At 49.5% G+C, this 18,039-nt stretch carries 15 protein-coding genes; 7 read left to right on the forward strand and 8 right to left on the reverse strand.

Annotation, left to right across the window (positions count from 1 at the left end; genetic code table 11):
• Nucleotides 1-367 precede the first annotated feature (367 nt).
• Entirely contained in the window at nt 368-1,744 is a 1,377-nt protein-coding gene (locus tag A1OO_RS10880) for a hemolysin family protein (RefSeq protein ID WP_016958135.1), read from the forward strand.
• Nucleotides 1,741-2,760, forward strand: a complete 1,020-nt coding sequence (locus A1OO_RS10885; protein ID WP_016958136.1) for a CNNM domain-containing protein — start codon at nt 1,741-1,743, stop codon at nt 2,758-2,760. The genes A1OO_RS10880 and A1OO_RS10885 overlap by 4 nt, the downstream gene beginning before the upstream one ends.
• 153 nt (nt 2,761-2,913) lie before the next feature.
• Here A1OO_RS10885 and A1OO_RS10890 read toward each other — a convergent pair whose 3' ends face one another.
• The 6 genes from A1OO_RS10890 to A1OO_RS10915 form a co-directional block, all read right to left on the reverse strand.
• On the reverse strand, nt 2,914-3,888 hold the full coding sequence (locus A1OO_RS10890) for an ABC transporter permease (protein WP_016958137.1): 975 nt from the start codon (nt 3,886-3,888) through the stop codon (nt 2,914-2,916).
• Entirely contained in the window at nt 3,875-5,008 is a 1,134-nt protein-coding gene (locus A1OO_RS10895; protein WP_016958138.1) for an ABC transporter permease, read from the reverse strand. The genes A1OO_RS10890 and A1OO_RS10895 overlap by 14 nt, the downstream gene beginning before the upstream one ends.
• The gene (locus A1OO_RS10900; protein WP_016958139.1) at nt 5,005-6,549 is read right to left on the reverse strand and encodes an ABC transporter ATP-binding protein; all 1,545 of its coding nucleotides are present in this window, start codon (nt 6,547-6,549) and stop codon (nt 5,005-5,007) included. The genes A1OO_RS10895 and A1OO_RS10900 overlap by 4 nt, the downstream gene beginning before the upstream one ends.
• Nucleotides 6,550-6,641: 92 nt before the next feature.
• Entirely contained in the window at nt 6,642-7,640 is a 999-nt protein-coding gene (locus A1OO_RS10905) for a BMP family lipoprotein (RefSeq protein ID WP_016958140.1), read from the reverse strand.
• 166 nt (nt 7,641-7,806) lie between these two features.
• Nucleotides 7,807-8,895 carry an endonuclease/exonuclease/phosphatase family protein gene (locus A1OO_RS10910; RefSeq protein ID WP_017003040.1) on the reverse strand — a complete coding sequence of 363 codons (1,089 nt, stop codon included), beginning with the start codon at nt 8,893-8,895 and terminating at the stop codon, nt 7,807-7,809.
• A 57-nt stretch (nt 8,896-8,952) separates the two neighbouring features.
• Nucleotides 8,953-9,453, reverse strand: a complete 501-nt coding sequence (locus A1OO_RS10915) for a hypothetical protein (protein WP_016958142.1) — start codon at nt 9,451-9,453, stop codon at nt 8,953-8,955.
• A gap of 266 nt (nt 9,454-9,719) precedes the next feature.
• Here A1OO_RS10915 and mobB point away from each other — a divergent pair, with 266 nt between their 5' ends.
• The 3 genes from mobB to fabV all read left to right on the forward strand — a co-directional run bounded on the left by mobB (nt 9,720) and on the right by fabV (nt 12,128).
• The gene (gene mobB, locus A1OO_RS10920) at nt 9,720-10,292 is read left to right on the forward strand and encodes a molybdopterin-guanine dinucleotide biosynthesis protein B (RefSeq protein WP_017003042.1); all 573 of its coding nucleotides are present in this window, start codon (nt 9,720-9,722) and stop codon (nt 10,290-10,292) included.
• 184 nt (nt 10,293-10,476) lie between these two features.
• Nucleotides 10,477-10,932, forward strand: coding sequence for a methylglyoxal synthase (locus A1OO_RS10925; protein WP_016958145.1), 456 nt, complete (start codon nt 10,477-10,479; stop codon nt 10,930-10,932).
• 2 nt (nt 10,933-10,934) lie between these two features.
• On the forward strand, nt 10,935-12,128 hold the full coding sequence (fabV, locus tag A1OO_RS10930; RefSeq protein ID WP_016958146.1) for an enoyl-ACP reductase FabV: 1,194 nt from the start codon (nt 10,935-10,937) through the stop codon (nt 12,126-12,128).
• Nucleotides 12,129-12,220: 92 nt separating this feature from the next.
• Here the strand turns inward: fabV and A1OO_RS10935 are convergent, their stop codons facing one another.
• Nucleotides 12,221-12,523: a helix-turn-helix domain-containing protein gene (locus A1OO_RS10935; RefSeq protein WP_016958147.1), complete on the reverse strand. Its 303-nt coding sequence runs from the start codon at nt 12,521-12,523 to the stop codon at nt 12,221-12,223.
• A 268-nt stretch (nt 12,524-12,791) separates the two neighbouring features.
• On the opposite strand from A1OO_RS10935, the gene A1OO_RS10940 reads away from it, so the two are divergent.
• Both A1OO_RS10940 and A1OO_RS10945 read left to right on the forward strand, forming a co-directional pair.
• Nucleotides 12,792-13,040, forward strand: coding sequence for a hypothetical protein (locus A1OO_RS10940; protein ID WP_016958148.1), 249 nt, complete (start codon nt 12,792-12,794; stop codon nt 13,038-13,040).
• Between the two features lie 153 nt (nt 13,041-13,193).
• A complete protein-coding gene (locus tag A1OO_RS10945; protein WP_026023817.1) occupies nt 13,194-14,489 on the forward strand; it encodes a permease in 1,296 nt (431 codons plus the stop codon).
• A gap of 89 nt (nt 14,490-14,578) precedes the next feature.
• Here the strand turns inward: A1OO_RS10945 and A1OO_RS10950 are convergent.
• On the reverse strand, nt 14,579-18,039 hold a 3,461-nt coding region (locus tag A1OO_RS10950), incomplete at its 5' end, for a beta strand repeat-containing protein (RefSeq protein WP_017003045.1).

Genomic DNA, 18,039 nt, shown 5'->3' on the forward strand with positions numbered 1-18,039 from the left:
CGTTTCACCTTCGATTGTTGCCAATGATTGTCACCTTTGATTGGTGTTTTTGCTGCTACGAAGGCTCAAAACCACACTTAGTGCAGTGATAGTTTGTAACAGACGGTAACGCGGTTGAACGGTAAATAGCGTGTTGGGAAGGCTCTGCTTGCTGCTAACGTGGTGTATTCATGCGGTGGTGATGGTCGGTTGCCCACCCTGTCTCACTTTCTTTGCAAGGTGCAATGTGAGTATTCACTAGACTAAATCGTTATCGCGGAAATATACTGCGCGTCCTGTTATTACGTTAGGAATACTTTGTGGACCCCAACTCTCGTCGATTGTGTCGCCCCTTACTGGCTTTATGTTATCAAGGGAGGACACGAGCATGATTGAGCCCCTCATTACCCTTCTGTTCGGCATTCTATTTCTCTTGGCAATTATTGCCGCAAACGGCTATTTCGTTGCGCAAGAATTCGCGTATATGGCGGTTGACCGAGCGAGACTCGCGACCTTAGCTGCGACCGGCGATGAAGCCGCAAAACGCGCGCTCAAAATCACTAAACGCACCAGCTTCATGTTGTCGGGTGCCCAGCTTGGCATCACAGTGACAGGCTTAGTGTTGGGCTTTGCTGCCGAACCGCTTGTCGGTCAATCTATGGGGCTTTTATTGCAAAGCTTCGGGCTGTCACTTGAGGCCGGTATTGCTATCGGTACGGTGATTACTTTGATCGTTGCGATGGTGGTTCAAATGATCATGGGTGAGCTTTACCCCAAAAACCTGGCGATTGCGAACGCTGAGTCAATGTCTCGCATGTTGTCTCGCTCCACCTTGATTTACATGTCTGTGTTTGGCTGGCTCATCAGCTTCTTCGACAAGTCCGCTAACTTGCTTCTTCGCGCGGTTCGCATTGAGCCCGTGCACGATCTCGACGTCAGCGCATCTGAGGAAGATTTACACCACATTATCGCTAACTCACGCGATAGCGGTGATTTGCCTGTTGAACTATCACTGATGATGGACCGCATCCTTGATTTCCCTGAACGCGACGTGGAACACGCGATGGTGCCCCGCTCGCAAGTGGATTGGGTTGAACCTGAAACCACGTTGACAGAACTCCTGTCACTCATGGCGCAAGCGCATACGCGATATCCGGTCATCAATGATGACGACGCACCTGTTGGTGTGGTTCATCTCCCAGACGTTCTGGCGCGTATCGATGCTGGCCATGCTGACGACACCGTAGAATCAGTGATGCGCCCTGCTACTGTGTTGCCAACGCTGATGCGACTGCCTAACGCACTGGATCAGCTTGTGACGTCTACCCATCACTTAGCGTGTGTGATCGATGAATACGGCGGTTTTGCTGGCGTGTTGACCATTGAAGATTTAGCGATGGAGATTGTGGGCGAAATCACCGATGAACATGACGCCGATCACGGCGATGCAGTGGTGCCTGAAGGCGACAACGTCTGGTTGATGGAAGGTGATGTTCACGTCGACGAAGTAGAACGTGCGATTGGTTATGATTTACCGCGAGGAGATGTAGAAACCATCGCCGGTATCTTGATTGCTGAGCGAGGCGCTCTTCCTGCCGAGGGAGAGACGGTGAATATTGCGCTTCCTATTGATCCTTCCGAGCTCGCGTCTGGCGAGCCGATCATGCGACATCTCGAGATTGAGGTGTTACGTATCGAGCGACACGTGCCAACAGAGGTGCGTGTAAAACTGGTGGAACAGCAAATCGTGGAGGGTGAAGAATGACCGATCCGTTGATCGTCACTATCGTGACACTTGCCCTTATTGTTTTGAGTGGTTTTTTCGTCATTATCGAATTTGCTTTGATGGGTGCGCGTCGACACCGCCTTGAAGAAGTCGCCGTAGAAAGTGCGTCGGCGCGCGCTGCGCTTCGGGGTATGAACGACCTGACGCTGATGTTGGCAGGTGCCCAACTCGGCATCACCTTCTGTACATTTGCGCTTGGTGCGGTCACCAAACCTGCGGTTGACCATTGGGTTGGCCCGGTGTTTCTTGCCATGGGCTTGCCGGCATGGGCCGCTGATGGTGCCGCCTTCGGTTTTGCACTGTTTGTTGTGACGTTCCTGCACTTAGTCGTGGGCGAGATGGCGCCGAAATCTTGGTCCATTGCACACCCAGAAAAGTCCGCACTTGCCATTGGTATTGCGGCTAGAGCCTACGTTTGGCCGCTGCGTCCGCTACTGAAAGCAATAAACAGCATTGCTAACCGACTGGTCAAAGCGTCTGGGGTTGAACCCGTTGAAAGCGCGGCTGTCGGTGGGCAAGACGTGGATACCATTCGCCAGTTGGTGGAGCATTCGGGCAAGACAGGTACGCTGAAACCGAACATTCAGCGACAGCTGTCTGGTCTTATTGATCTGAGCTCAATCCCCATTGAAACCTTGGTCACTCAAGGTCAGGTGATGGCACATGTCGATAAAAACGCGACCGTTGCAGACGTGCGTGCCGCGGCGATGAAGTCAGGGCATTTACGTATTCTGGTGTTTGGAAAAAGTGGCCTCAAGCCGCTTGTGGTTCATGTGCGTGATACGTTATTGGAACCAACCGACAAACCCGCTCGAGACGTTGCGCGTAACGCATATGTGCTTGACTCAAAAATGCCGATATATGAAGCGCTCGCTCGCATGCGTGAAGCCAGTGTTCAATTGGCGGTAGTCAGCAAGGATGGGAAAATGGTGGGTGTCGTGACACTGGCCGATATTCTTAAACGCGTTCTACCAACGACGGCGGCCAACGCATAACGCAAGTTCGCTTTGTCGTCGTCACACCCGCTTTACCGCTGGTGTCTGAACAAACAACGCCACCCTTTCGGTGGCGTTTTTGCTTCAATTCAACCTAAGCCAAGCTAATCCAACCTAATCAAACCCAGCTAGTCAAACCCAGCCAATCAAACGTTAGCGCTCTTTCTCGTAAGGCCGCCCAATAGATTTCGGTGCAACCGCTTTACCAATGAATCCCGCCAGCAATACCACGGTTAACACATACGGCAAGGCAGAGAACACTTGTGTCGGCAACACGCCCACAAACGGAATGTCTACGCCTTGCATCCGCGTTTCCAGTGCGGACAAAAAGCCAAACAGTAAACAAGCTAACAATGCGTTGCGTGGTTGCCATTTACCAAAAATAACCGCCGCCAGCGCGATGTAGCCCTGCCCTGCTGTCATCTCTTTACCAAACGCTGCGTTTTGCGCTGTCGACAAATACGCGCCAGCCAAACCACACAGTAAGCCTGCAATTAATACGGCGCGATAGCGAAGCCAAACAACCGAGATACCCGCGGTGTCGATGGCGTTAGGCTCTTCACCCACCGCACGAAGACGCAGCCCAAAACGGGTTCTGAACAATACCCACCAGGTCACTATCACTGCGACAAACGCCAGATACACCAGCACATTGTGTCCTGAGACCACATCGCGATAAAACGGACCTAGCACGGGCACAACATCGCCCATCCACTCTGCGCCCGGCAGTTGAGCCGGTAAAAAGCGTTGTTCTCCACTTAACGATGGTGTTTGACCGCCACGCTCAAACCACGCATGGCCGAGTGTGATTGTCATCCCCGAGGCGAAGAAATTCACCGCAAGGCCAGAAATGATCTGATCGCCTTTCTGAGTAATTGAGGCGTACCCGTGGATCAGCGCCAACATCATTGATGCCAAAATAGCAGCGGTTAAACCCAACCAAGGGTTGCCCGTCACGTAAGATACCGCTGCAGCCACAAAGGCTGAAAACAGCATTTTGCCTTCAAGACCAATATCCACCACCCCAGCACGCTCAGAGAATATCCCCGCCATTGCAGCGAAAATAAGCGGTACGGCCAAGCGAAGCGTGGAGTCAGCAGAGGACAAAATCCAGCTAAACAGTTCCATTGGCAACCTCCTCACCTTTCGCGCCGCGGCGCATAAAGAAGCCTTCAACCGGTTTACGAATGAGTCTATCTAACGCACCCGTAAAGAAAATCACCAACCCTTGGATCACCATGATCAGCTCTGGGTTCAGACTTGGCATTTCGAACTGCAACTCCGTGCCGCCTTGGTATAACGCGCCAAACAACAACGCAGCAACCAAGATACCAATCGGGTGATTACGTCCCATCAACGCAACGGCGATCCCGATGAAGCCAAAGCCGCCTGTGAAGTTGAGAATAAGGCGATTTTGAGCGCCAAAGACCTCATTGACCGCCATCAATCCGGCTAATGCGCCAGAGATTGTCATGGCAATAATAATGATTTTCTTCGCATCAATACCGGCATATTCTGCCGCTTCGGCGTTTTGCCCAACCACACGAATGGCATAGCCCAATCGCGTTCTGAACAGCAACAACCACACCAAATACGCAACGACGAGAGCAAGGAGGATAGACGGGTTAAGAAGTGAAAATGGCAGTTCATATCCCCAACTTGCGGCTAACTCGTAAAGTTTTGGGAATACCGCTTCAGGATTGAAGTAACGGGAATCGGTCGAGTTACCGCCATATTTGGCGATGTGCTCCACCAGCGCGTAACCCATTACCGAGAAAGCAATGAAGTTAAACATGATGGTCGTTACCACGATGTGCGAGCCGCGCTTGGCTTGAAGGTAGCCTGGAATCGCCCCCCACAATGCGCCAAAGGCCGCTGCGATAATGATGGCGAGTGGTGCCATCAGCCACATGGATAACACATCGTCCAACACCAGCATCAGAATGCCGATGCCTAACCCTGCGATATACGCTTGACCTTCACCGCCGATATTGAACAAACCTGCATGGAACGCGACAGCCACGGCTAAACCTGTAAACACAAAGTTTGTGGCGTAATACAAGGTGTTGCTTAAGCCACCATATTCTAAGTTTGTCGCCCCTTGGATCATCACACTGAACGCGGCTGTCGGGCTTTCACCGACCATCAGTACCACTAAGCTAGAGATCACCAGCGCCACGGTCAGTTGCAGTGCGGGAACCAGAAATACTTTTACCCACGCAGGGGCACTTTGTTGAGCCACACTCATGCTGCACCCTCCTCTTGCGCGGCATTCGCCATCAAAATACCGAGTTGGCGTTCATTGGTGTCTTTGGCAATCACGTCACCCGTGATTTCGCCATCCGCCAATACAATGATGCGATCAGACAAAGACATGATTTCTTCAAGTTCTGTCGACACTAACAATATCGCTGCACCCGCATCGCGCGCTGCAATCAGGTTGCGGTGAATAAACTCAATCGCACCAATATCAACGCCACGGGTTGGCTGCCCGACAAGCAACACATCCGGCTCTCGCAGCATTTCACGCGCAATAATCAATTTCTGTTGGTTACCGCCGGAGAAGTTGGCGGATTTCAGATGAGGATCTGCGGGGCGAACATCGTATTTTTCCATCATGTTGCGTGTTGCCGCTTCAATCGCCGCTGGGTTCAATAAGCCTTTGCCGTAGGCAATATCATGCTGGAAACCCAATATGGCGCTTTCAGATGCCGGCATGGCTTTCACTAACCCTTGGCGAATACGATCTTCTGGTATATGCCCCACGCTAAGTTGACGCATGAGCCCAGCATTACGCTTGGTTTTAGGTGAAAACGTTTGCTCACCTTTCCCCGTTTTTAGCGTTATCTCGCCTTCTTGTGGCGTCGTCACGCCAGACAACACTGACAACAGTTCCGACTGACCATTCCCAGACACCCCCGCAACACCAAGAATTTCGCCAGCTCGCAGGCTGAAATTTAGGTTCTTGAGACGTTTAACACCTCGGCTGTCCCTCCATGAGACGCTTTCAACGCGAAGACGCTCTTCACCGGGTGTGGCCTTGCCTTTATCAACACGAAGCAGGACTTTCCGGCCCACCATGAGCTCAGCCAATTCGTCGACACTGGTCTCTGCTGTGGTGCGATGCGCGACCATCGCACCTTGACGCATTACCGACACCGAGTCAGTGACCGCCATGATCTCTTTCAGTTTGTGCGTGATCAGAATGATGGTCACACCCTGAGATTTTAGGGTGTTGAGGATATCGAAGAACTGTTCGATTTCTTGCGGTGTCAGCACACCCGTAGGTTCATCCAGAATAAGAATGCGTGCGCCGCGATACAGCGCCTTCAAGATTTCAACCCGTTGCTGAATGCCCACCGCCAACTCACCAACAATGGCGTCTGGATTAACGGTTAGGCCATAATCACTTTCGATTTTTTTCAATGCGGCACGCACATTGGTCGACGCCACATTGAGTAAGCTGTGCCCTTCGGCGCCTAGCATCACGTTTTCTAACACGGTGAACGTTTCCACTAACATAAAATGTTGGTGCACCATGCCAATACCATGAGAAATGGCGTTTTGGGAGTCTTTGATTTTAACGATGGAACCATCCACTTCGATGGTGCCGGAGTCGGCCTGATAAAAGCCATAGAGAATAGACATCAGGGTGGATTTTCCCGCCCCATTTTCCCCGACAATACCGTGAATAGTGCCCGGCATCACTTTGAGGTCGATGTCTTTGTTTGCGTGGACTGCACCAAAGCGTTTGTTGATATCGCGCAGTTCTATTGCGGGGTTTGCCATGCCTGCTCCTTGGCAAGTACAACGAAGGCTAGCGATACAAAACGCCCCCTGATAGGCATAAGCCAAATCAAGGGGCGAATGAGGTCGCTAAATTAATACTCGCAAGAATCTGTGCTGAAGTAATCGTGGACCACGATCTTGCCAGCAATGATATCGTCGCGGATCTGCTTAACACGCGCTTCCATTTCAGGCGTGACCAGATCTTTGTTGTACTCATCCAATGACCAGTCAACACCGCCTTCTTTCAAGCCAAGTGCTTGCAAACCAGGGGTGAATTCACCGTTTTGCGCATCGTTGAACGCATCTTGAACCGCGACATCAACACGCTTAACCATAGAGGTCAGCATCACACCTGGGTGCAGATAGTTTTGGTTGGAATCAACGCCGACAGCGTATTTACCTTCATCAACAGCGGCTTGATACACACCAACACCGGTACCACCTGCTGCGGCATAAACGACATCAACGCCTTTATCAAACTGAGATTTTGCAAGCTCTGCGCCCTTGGTAGGGTTATTCCAAGCCGCAGGCGTTGAGCCCGTCATGTTCTGAACAACGTCCGCGTCAGCCGCTTGGAATTTCGCGCCTTGCTCATAACCACAAGCAAATTTACGGATCAGCGGGATATCCATACCGCCAATGAAACCGACTTTGTCGCTTTCACTTTTCATCACCGCCAGTGCGCCAACAAGGAATGAGCCTTCGTGTTCTTTAAACACAACAGAACGCACGTTGGGGAGATCAACCACAGCATCGATGATGACAAATTGGGTTTTAGGGAATTGCTTCGCCACTTTTTCTACGATCGGAGCTTGTTGAAAGCCAACCGCTACGATTGGGCTAAAGCCACGTTGCGCCATGCGCAGCATCGCTTGTTCACGCTGGGCTTCATTAGTGATTTCAAACTCACCGTAGCTAACACCTGTTTCCGCTTTAAATGCTTCTGCACCGGTGTAGGCGGCTTGGTTGAACGATTTATCGAACTTACCACCCATGTCAAAAATCACAGAAGGCTTAAACGCATCGGCTGACGCCGATGCTGACATCAGACCAAGGGTTATTGCTGCTGCCAGTGAGGTGATCGTTTTCATCCTTGCTACTCCATTCATTGAAGAAATCCATAGTTTCTCGACCACGTTAACATTTAAGTTACAATGGACGGAACGTTATCGTCAGCAAAACGATGAAATCTTGAACGCTTTCACACACCGCCTTAGTTTTCGGCAAAAAACTCACCAGGTGCTAGCACAACACTCTCTAACTCAGGCAAATATCAGCCCAAACCAAACGGTGATCTGATGTCGCAGAAGCACGAAATTTGCCAACGTCATCCAATAAAAGTGTCAATAGCTGGTCATCTGGCGCAGGCCAGAACACCCCCGTTTCTTTTACTTGCAAATCCTTCGATGGCAACACGTAGTCCAAACGCAAGCCGCGCTGATGAGTGGCTTGGTTTTTGTTTCGTACATGACGCCCACGCACAAAGTGCGCCGCTCCGCCACTTTGAGGGATAGGAAAAGGCTGAATACGCGTATCACCGATCAATTGGGCAATCACCGCTTTGTCACCCTCACCGTTTTTCGGATCGGCATTCAAATCCCCCATCACCACAAATGATGAGCCTTTGGCCAAACCGCCTACTAAGCCCTTATCATCAACCAAATAGGATTCATTTTTCAGGATATCGTGCAATAAGCGAATTTCATCAGCATTGCGTTTGAGGTTTCGCTTTTCTGCACCGTCGAAGACAGGTGGCGTGGGATGACACGCCACAACATGCACGGTATGTTCACCGACGAACACTGGGATCGCGACATGATTTTTGGATGACAAACGTAGCCTTTGTTCCACGGCATGATCGAAGTAATGTCGTGGCATACGGGTATTGGGCATGCTCTGCCAAAGAAACGATTGCCAACTGCGCGCATTATCGATGTCCAACGGATACTTGCTCAGCAGGATGAAACCATATTGCCCATGGTGTCGCCCAAAGCCATGCGCACGTTCAGGCGCGGAAGAAACCTCTTCACCGTCAAACAGCGGTAACCCTGTATTGGTAGGAGGAAGGTACTGAAAGGGATACGTGATGGGGCATTGCCCATATTGCGATTGATTTAAGTAATGGGACTGAAAATACGCCAGCATGCCATCATCACCCCCTTCACCGTGATGATCGAACTCGCACAGAAGCAACACATCAGGTTGGCAATGTTGAATGATGGCAGCAATACGATTGAATCGCTCACTGTCGGCGTTTCTTAGCGAACTGAATACCTGATCAGGTTGATCAGCAGACATCGCGACATTAAACGTCGCAAATCGAAGTGTGGTTTGAGGCGTTACCATTTGATTTCAATATTCACTACACAATCAGATAGCAAAGGGTAACGCACTCAGAGTGACTTACGAACAGCTTTGACGATTAAGCACCATCGATAAGGCTTCTCGAATGTGTTTCGCATCCGCTTCTGCCCGATGTGGAGCAGGCCCAAGCGATGCCAACGCACTCAAAAAATCCTGCCTGTCGATACCATCATGACGGTGAAGCCAGTGCCCCACCTCCGTCAAAGTAAACGTTGGCCGCATGTGCGCGGCTTTATACAATCTCCCAAGCCAGAACAAGTCCCATTGGCTATCACACAATACATCGTCGAAATAACACAAGGTGTTGTTCAAATGGGTACAGACATCAAACACGGATAAGCCATTTATTTTCAAATACTCACGGCTAACGCCATGTATTTCAATTTCCGCATGATCATCCCAATACTGCCATGATTCAGGAGAAGACGCTGGGTTGATAAGTAGGCTAACGCCAGCGCCATCGGGCAAGCTGTAACCAACTTCTATCGGGTATGAAGCTTCTGTAAGGCCAGATGCTTCAAAATCGAGGGTAACCCACATATTATCGCTCCGTGATAATTTAGTGTTTTCGATAGTTAGAGAAGGCTATTTGGCTGCGACAGCACAACGGGTACATCCTTATCTTACCCTGCGCTTGGTCACGTGATGCTGCCAACCAGACTCTCTTCAAATTTAGCTTTAATATGCAACGGCAGGAATGCCATCGCTAACTGTAGTGTGTCTACGTCACTGTGCACGTAATAATGTAGTACGTAATCATGTTTATTTTTGTCTTTATCACTTTTTAGAAAGTAGGCGTTAACATCATGCAATGCAACCAACCTACCCCTGTGCTTGGCTTTGCTGGCTTCAGTGGCTCAGGAAAAACAACCTTACTTGAAGCAGTTATCCCGCAACTTAATGCTGTTGGCCTGCGTGTAGGACTCGTCAAACATAGTCATCATGACATAGAGCCGGACTCGCCACGTAAAGACAGTTACCGTCTTCGTTACGCAGGTAGCGATCAATTACTTCTCGCGACGGCAAAACGTCACATGCTTTTTTTTGAATATCACGACAATTTAGACAGAGAACCTTCTTTGCAAGAATGTCTAAACCAGTTGGATCACTCACGACTGGATATTGTGCTGGTTGAAGGTTTCCGCGATGCGGTACTGACCAAAGTAGAGGTACACCGACCCGCGCACGGCAAGCCGACACTGTTTAGCCATGACAGCAACATCATTGCCGTCGCATGTGATAAACCGCTAGCGTCATTGACTGATGGAAACATGACTTCGCTGGATCTCAACAATGCCGATGAGGTGGCATCTTTTATCCGACTCTGGTTAAGCCATGCACCAGACACGGAAAAGTATCTGCCATATTGCGCCAAGTAGCACACAGCTTGGGTTAGCACAATAAGACGATTAACCCAACGAGAGTTATCACAAAGCCCCGTTTGAACGCGACGATGTTCCATATTTAATGATCAATGTCTGGAAATGATGATTATCGTGTCGCTCAAACCAGCCAAAATCACCAGAATAAGCCTTCGTCCATAGAATGAATAAGAAGTTAGAAATGAAATCAACCAATCGTACGGTCAGCAAAAGCAAACAAATCGCACTCGTTGCACATGATCACCGCAAAACCGACCTTTTACGCTGGGTTGAAGAAAATAAAGATGCACTCTCCCACCACCAACTTTTCGCGACGGGAACCACAGGTACGATTTTGAGCCGAGAAACAGGCCTCAATATCACATCACTGATGAGTGGCCCAATGGGCGGTGATCAGCAATTGGGTGCAATGATTTGCGAAAAGAAAATCGACGTTTTGGTGTTCTTTTGGGACCCACTCAGCTCAGTGCCCCACGACCCGGATGTGAAAGCGTTACTGCGTATTGCGGCCGTGTGGAACATTCCTGTCGCCATTAATCGTGCCACCGCCCGTTATTTGATCACGTCTCCAATGATGAGCGAAGAAGTGCAGGTCGATATACCCGATTACGAAGCCTATTTAGCGGAAAGACTGTAACGATGATTCTCCAGCCTCAAATTCAGGGCGTCATCGCCCGCAGTTGCCACCCCATTGGGTGCAAAGCTGCCATAGAAAAGCAAATTTATCTGGCACAGCAGCAAGCTCGAACGTCAGATATGCCCAGAAACGTACTGATTTTAGGTGCGTCTTCTGGATTTGGGCTGGCTTCTCGCATTGCACTGACCTTTGGCCCCGCGAACGCTTCAACCATTGGCGTGTCCTTTGAGCGCGGCATGTCAGACAAAGGCATTGGCAGTGCAGGTTGGTATAACAATATTTTTGTCAAAGACGCTGCTATCAAAGCTGGCCGCACCACGTCCAATATCGTCGGCGATGCTTTTTCTGATCAAACCCGTCAAATGGTGGCTGACACCATACGCACCCAATGCGGCGGGAAGGTCGATCTGGTTGTGTACTCATTGGCAACAGGCATACGCCCTAACCCCGAAACGGGCGAGTTTTGGCGCTCATCTATCAAACCTATCGGCGAAGCTGTCGAAGGTTATGCCATAGATTTCGAGAAAAACCGTCTGAATAGCGTCACGTTATCTCCCGCCAGTGAGCAAGAGATCAATGACACCGTGAAAGTGATGGGCGGTGAAGACTGGCTAAGCTGGATGCAGTTTCTCGGTCAGAACGATTTGTTGGCGGAAGGTTGTCGCACTGTCGCCTACTCTTACATTGGCCCAGAACACACGCATGCGATTTACCACAAAGGCACGCTAGGTTTAGCCAAAACGCATCTTCATCAGACCCGACATGACATCGATGCGCTGCTGTCAGGCATTAATGGACAAGCCGATATTGCGGTGTGCAAGGCGCTCGTGACCAAAGCCAGTGTGTTTATCCCAGGGCTAACCCCTTACCTGCTGGCGCTTTACCGAGTGATGAAAGCCAAAGGCCTGCAAGAGGGTTGTATTGAGCAAATGGATCGGTTGTTCTACAACAAGTGGAACCGTCAACAAGACAGAGACGATGAAGGACTGATCCGACTGGATGACTGGGAACTTCAGCCAGATGTGCAAGATGAGGTTAACACTCTGCTTGCACAAATGACGCCGGAGAATTTCACACAGATTGCCGATTACGAAGGTGTTCTCACCGACTTCTTGCAGCTTAATGGTTTTGGTTTTTCAAACGTTGATTACGACCAGCCTGTCGATATCGAGCAATTAAAAACACTCGTGCCTTAACGCCTACCTATCAACCCAAAACGACCAACGAAAAACGTGTCGCTAAACTTCAATTGGCAACGCGTTTTTCGTTGCGAGATTGCTTAGGTATATCACGACGACTCGCCAGCCTGCGGGTAATCTAACGCTTCTCGGATTCTACTTTCATTCTTAGCAACCCAATCTTTGTTGACCGCGCCCCAATCGTTAATTTCATAACCGCCATTTTTGTTTGCGCCGACAAATTGCACATTGATATCAAGTTCTTCTAAGGCATCAATGGTGTCTTGTGCGGTACGCCTTGGCATTCCTGTTTCTTTGATGATGGCGGGAACCGTATTCACACCCTGACCAATAAGATGCGACACCAATAAGCGTCGATAAAAACTGGTTTTGGTTTTACTTGGTTTGCTCAAATGGTTTTCTCCTTGGCGATGAATGCCAAGTCTAAACCTTCACCTCAGCAGATAAACCGTTTTCACTATCTTTGACCAAATAGTGTGTCGCATTTCACGCTGCACAACGTCTTGTTAAGCGCCGAACCAATATCACACTCTTTGAAAGCCGCAGTACACCCTTCATTGAATACCGCGTGTTGGTCTCAGCATTGACACGCGATTAACCCTTCAAGAATCGCCGAGGCATGCCAGACTTCTTGGTGAATTTCTTCGAAGGAGAACCGCCATGGCGCAACAAAAAACCAAAGTGTCCACTCATGAAACCATGGAACATGCCTATGGTGACGACGTAGAGCACAAGCACAATAAAGACCATATGGAATATCGTGATCATGAGCCAAGCCACGGGCACCACCTCCACGGCGGTGTTGATACCCACAAAGGCACACACCATCATCACCGCACCACACACCACCATCATCATTACTATGGCCCTGTCACCATTGTGATGGGCTCGGAAGAAGACGAAGAATAACCTTGTAGCAAAACAGGTGAGAAACTAGATACACAGCCCGTCACATTTGGCGGGCTGTTGCTTTTGTTGATAAAGAATCTTTTGTGATACACGTGGTTATCAAGACGTCCACTACCCTTTATTCCAATTAGCTAATAGACGGGGAAAGCAATGATGGGCGGCGAACATTCCAACGTTATTTTTCACTTCATTGATGTGTTCTTCAACATGATATGGCAAATCTACTGGCCGTTGGCGTTTGGGTTGATGCTCTCTTCGTTTATACGCAATTGGCTTCCTGTGGAAACCGTCGCCAAACACTTGGGTAGCACTAGCGCAAAAAGCCTCGCTTTCACCACCTTGCTCGGTGTCGTCTCGTCATCCTGCTCTTATGCCGCCGCTTCGCTTTCTCACACCTTGATGATTAAAAAGTCCACCATCGCCAATGCAATGGCTTTTCTGGTGTCGAGCACCAATTTGATCGTGGAAATGTTTATTGTCTTGGTCGCCTTGCTCGGTTGGACATTCTTTTGGGGGGAAATCATCGGTGGTTCGATTCTGATTATGGCTGTCGCTTTCTTGTTTGAACGCTTCTTCCCCAAAGATGTTGAAGCCGAGCTTCGTCAGAAATTAGAGGATGACCAAAAACCCAAATCCAGCGAAGCAACAACAACCATGAGTGGCTGTGGCATGGATATGTCAGCGATGAAGCACGAAGGTCATGAACACATGGACATGGCTAAACCTGCTGACAAACATGAAGAAAGCGACTGCGGCATGGATATGCCAGCGATGAAGCACGAAGGTCATGAACACATGGACAAGCACATGGACATGGATTCCATGCCGTCCCACGCCCCGTTATCGTCCACCATGGCGAAAATCAGTAAAACGGCAGGCTTTTTTCATATGGATCTGGCCATGATTGGCAAAGAAATTCTGATTGGCGTGGTGGTGTCTTCAGTGCTTATCGCCATTGTGCCGCTTGACGGTTGGCGCGCTTTGTTTATCAGCAGCGATGTGAATATGCCAGCATGGCTGCATTCCTTCCTTGATGTAATTATTGGTATTTTCGTCGCCATGATCGCGTATGTCTGTTCAGTCGGTAATTTGCTGTTGGCGGCGGCGCTTTGGCATGGCGGCATTTCGTTCGGTGGGGTTATCGGCTTTATTTTGGCAGATGTGCTGACCATCCCCATGATGCGGGTATACCAAAAATACTATGGCACTCGCCCCACCAAGTGGATGGTCGGGCTGCTCTTTGTCGGTATCTTATTTACCGGTTTGAGCATCGATGCGATCTTTTCTGGATTTGGTGTTGCGGTATCGAGTGAAACACTCAGACCACTGATCCAAGATGGTTTCGGCCTGAATTTCACCACCATCATGAACCTCATTTTTATTCCTCTTTCTATTTGGTATTACCAAGTCGGAAAGAAAGCCAACGCTGGCATGGGAATGAGCATGTAAGACAGTATTCAGCAAAAAGCGGCAAGCACTTTTGCGCTTGCCGCTCGCCGTTAAACCTTCAATTATTTATTCAGCGAATCACTTCAGTATTAGTCGATGTAGAGTTGTGATTGCAACAGCATCGCATCCAAAATCATGTTACTCACTTCGCCATCTGTTTTACCTACAGTGTCCAATGAATAGGCAGATGTCATGTCAGACACACTGAGGTTGTCGATAACAATCTGCTGGTCAATGTTTCCATCACCTTCACTTGAAACATTAATCACCACGTTACCGCCGCCGTCATCCACAAACGATAAATAGGCATCCAAAGAAGTTTCATTTTCATCTTGAAGTAAATCAGACAAGTCGATGGCATCGGCCATCAAATCGAAATCAGTAATATGGTCAACTGACACACCCGATTGCCCTTCGATGTCAGCATGAAGGAACTTAAACGTATCGGATCCACCACCGCCTGTGAGCGTATCGTCACCTTGCCCACCGACCATCAAATCATCACCTAAACCGCCATCCAAAATATCTACACCACCTCCACCAAAAATAGTTTCATCTGCGGAAGTCCCCGTGAAATTATCGTCAATGTCTAACCCTGCAAACGAAATAATCGGATCGTCAATCAAACTGACCGTGACGGTTGACGTCACTGATTCACCAGCGTTTGACACTGTGTAGGTAAACACTTCCGTTTCATCCAGGCCGTCAGTGGCTGAGGTGAGAAGAAACTGATATTCACCACTTCGATGAACGCCAAAATCTTCGGTATAGAGAGAAAATACACCGTGATCGGTTTCTATGTTGATCAACCCATTTGCGTCAGGATTGTAGGTCGTCCCATTCCATTCAACAGAATCTAATGTTGCATCGCCAGTCAGGCCCATATCGTTATCAAGAAGGTTACCGACGCGATAATGCAGTTCATTGCCATACTCTGAACCATATACTAGGCCAGACTCATAGACTGACACCACATCTGCAACGGCGGTCATTGAGGCGTCGTGAGTAATAGAAAGTACCGCAGTGTCAGAATCACCGTCGTCATCACCGAGCGTATAGGTAAACTGCTCGTTGGTGAATGGACCGCCACCGGAGGCGGATGACTGGAAACTGTAGCTTCCGTCAGGGTTAATGATCAATGTACCGAGCGCCGCAGCAATGGTGGTTGGGCCGCTCACAAAATAGGTGGTACCGTCATACAATACTGACGTGACTTTTGCGTCGGAGCTTGCCGAATCTTCGCCACCCGTATCAGAAATCACATTGCCGTAAATTAAGCCCAATTCACCAACGCTATCGCTGTCGTCAATGGCGTCGACATTCTGATCGGTAACATCAAGAGCAACTTGAGTCCAAGCGCCATCACCAACGCGATAATAGAAGCTGTCTTGTTGCGTTTCAGACGCCGTATGATCGAACAAAGGCGCTTGGTAGGTGAAAGAACCATCGGGATTCACCGTCACCGAACCGCCGAGGGTTGTCACGAATGTGGTCGCACCATTTACTGTTGCTGCCCCCGTTCCTGACGCATCGGTCGCCACTTCAATGGAATTGTTGGTGTCTCCCGTATCGTTCGCAAGCAGACCTGAAGAGGCATCAACAGTGAGTGTGTTTTCTTCACTCACGGTGTAAGTGTCCGCCACCGCCGTGAAATCATCCGTGAGCGTAATACCAAACGTATTGATTGAAACATGCCCTGACGAATCAACCGCTCGCACCGTGACAGTAGGATAAGGGTCGGTTTCAAAATCCAGCTTAGAATTATCTCTGATTGTCACTTGGCCGTTTGTCGAATTTATCTGAAATGCGCCGTTGTGATCATCAATAAGCGAATAAGATACTGAGTCTTTATTCGTCGAAAATGAAATGGGGTAATTAGACGAAGAATCTTGATAGTGGAGGCCACTGGATACATTAGATGTTTGGCCATCATAGGTCACCGTCGCCCACACATCAGTGCCATTCGATATAGGTTGATTATAGTTAGAGCCAGTGGCATAAACCGTTCCGCCAGTGGCCACGACGGTCGATATCACTGTCCCTCCAAGATAAAAAGTAACGGTCGCCCCAGAAGGTATACCATTGGCATGAATCCCAGTGACATGGCTGCCACCATGTCCATGCCAACGAACCTGTGTACTATCAATCCAACTTCCAATACCTTCAGGATCAGCGTACGCCGTTAACCCGACAGAAGTTCCGTTTGCCGCACTTTCACTCACTGAATTGGAACTTCCGTTAGAATCAGTGACTGCGCCTATACCCGAGCCATCCGTTTCTGCGGTGACATCAATGACATATTCTTTGGCGATTGAACTGCCGTCCGCTGAGGTTGCAGTCACTTCAATCGTGACTTGTGGCTCTGTCGACGCATTCAACAAGTTATGATTCGCCACAGACACTTGCCCGGTCGATGAGTTAATACTGAACGCACCGCCATGGTTGTCACTCAAGCTATAAGTGACGGCGTCACCATCACCATCAACTGCTTGCGCTCTGAGGTACACATATCCATTACTGGCATCACCTGTGAGATTTTGCATGTTGTCAATGTCGGTGAGTTCGCCAATTCCGCCATCGATAACATTGATGTCAAAATCTCTTGTGCTGCTACTGCCATCGCTTGAAGTGGCGAGTACGCTGACGGTTTGGGTCGTACCCGTCAGTGCACTCAGGTCTGCCGCGACGGTCACGACACCCGTTGATGGATCAACCGTAAACAGTCCACCAGCATTATCCGTTAATGAATAAACAATGTTGTCACCGTCCGCATCAATAGCGGAAAGGTCGATGCCAACCGTTGAACCTATGTTGGCAACGTCTGAAACCTGATCCGTATCGGTATCCGTGTCAGTGATGCTACCGACGCTCGCGTCTGTATCCCCATCTACTGCATTGGCATTAAGCACATCAATGACATAAGACTGGCTGCTAACACTGCCATCGGTAGACGTCGCCTGAACCACAATGGTGTGTTGTTGTGCTGTTTCGTAATCTAAGTTCCCCGCAACGGTAACAACACCGCTGGTAGGGTGAATCGTAAACAAGCCACTTGCGTTGTTACTTAATGAATAACTGACGGTGTCTGTGGCATCACTGTCCGTTGCATTTAACGTCAACCCAACGGTTGAACCAATCCCTGCGTTCTCCGATATTTCACTGTTTGTGGCATCCGAATCAGTAATAGCCGTAACAGAGAACTCGCTTTTATCATCCGTTAGGTTAATGGTCATTGTGTGCGTTGTGCTACTGCCATCAGTCGACGTGGCTTGCACCGTGATGTTATGGCTCGTTGCTGTTTCGTAATCCAACGCGCCTGCCACCGTCACTTTGCCCGAGTCGGGATCGATGGTGAACAGCCCCCCTGCATTATCAGTTAGGGTAAACGTGATGCTATCTGAGCCATCACCATCGACCGAGTTGAAGGTCACCCCCACGCTGTCGCCGATTGCTGCACTTTCAGAGACGGTGTCTGCCCCTGCGTCCGTGTCGGTGATCGCCGTCGCAGTGAACTCCGACTTGTCGTCGGTCAAACTGATGATGTAGCTCT

The sequence above is a fragment of the Enterovibrio norvegicus FF-33 genome (assembly GCF_000286835.2).
GTDB classification, from domain to species: Bacteria; Pseudomonadota; Gammaproteobacteria; order Enterobacterales; family Vibrionaceae; genus Enterovibrio; species Enterovibrio norvegicus_A.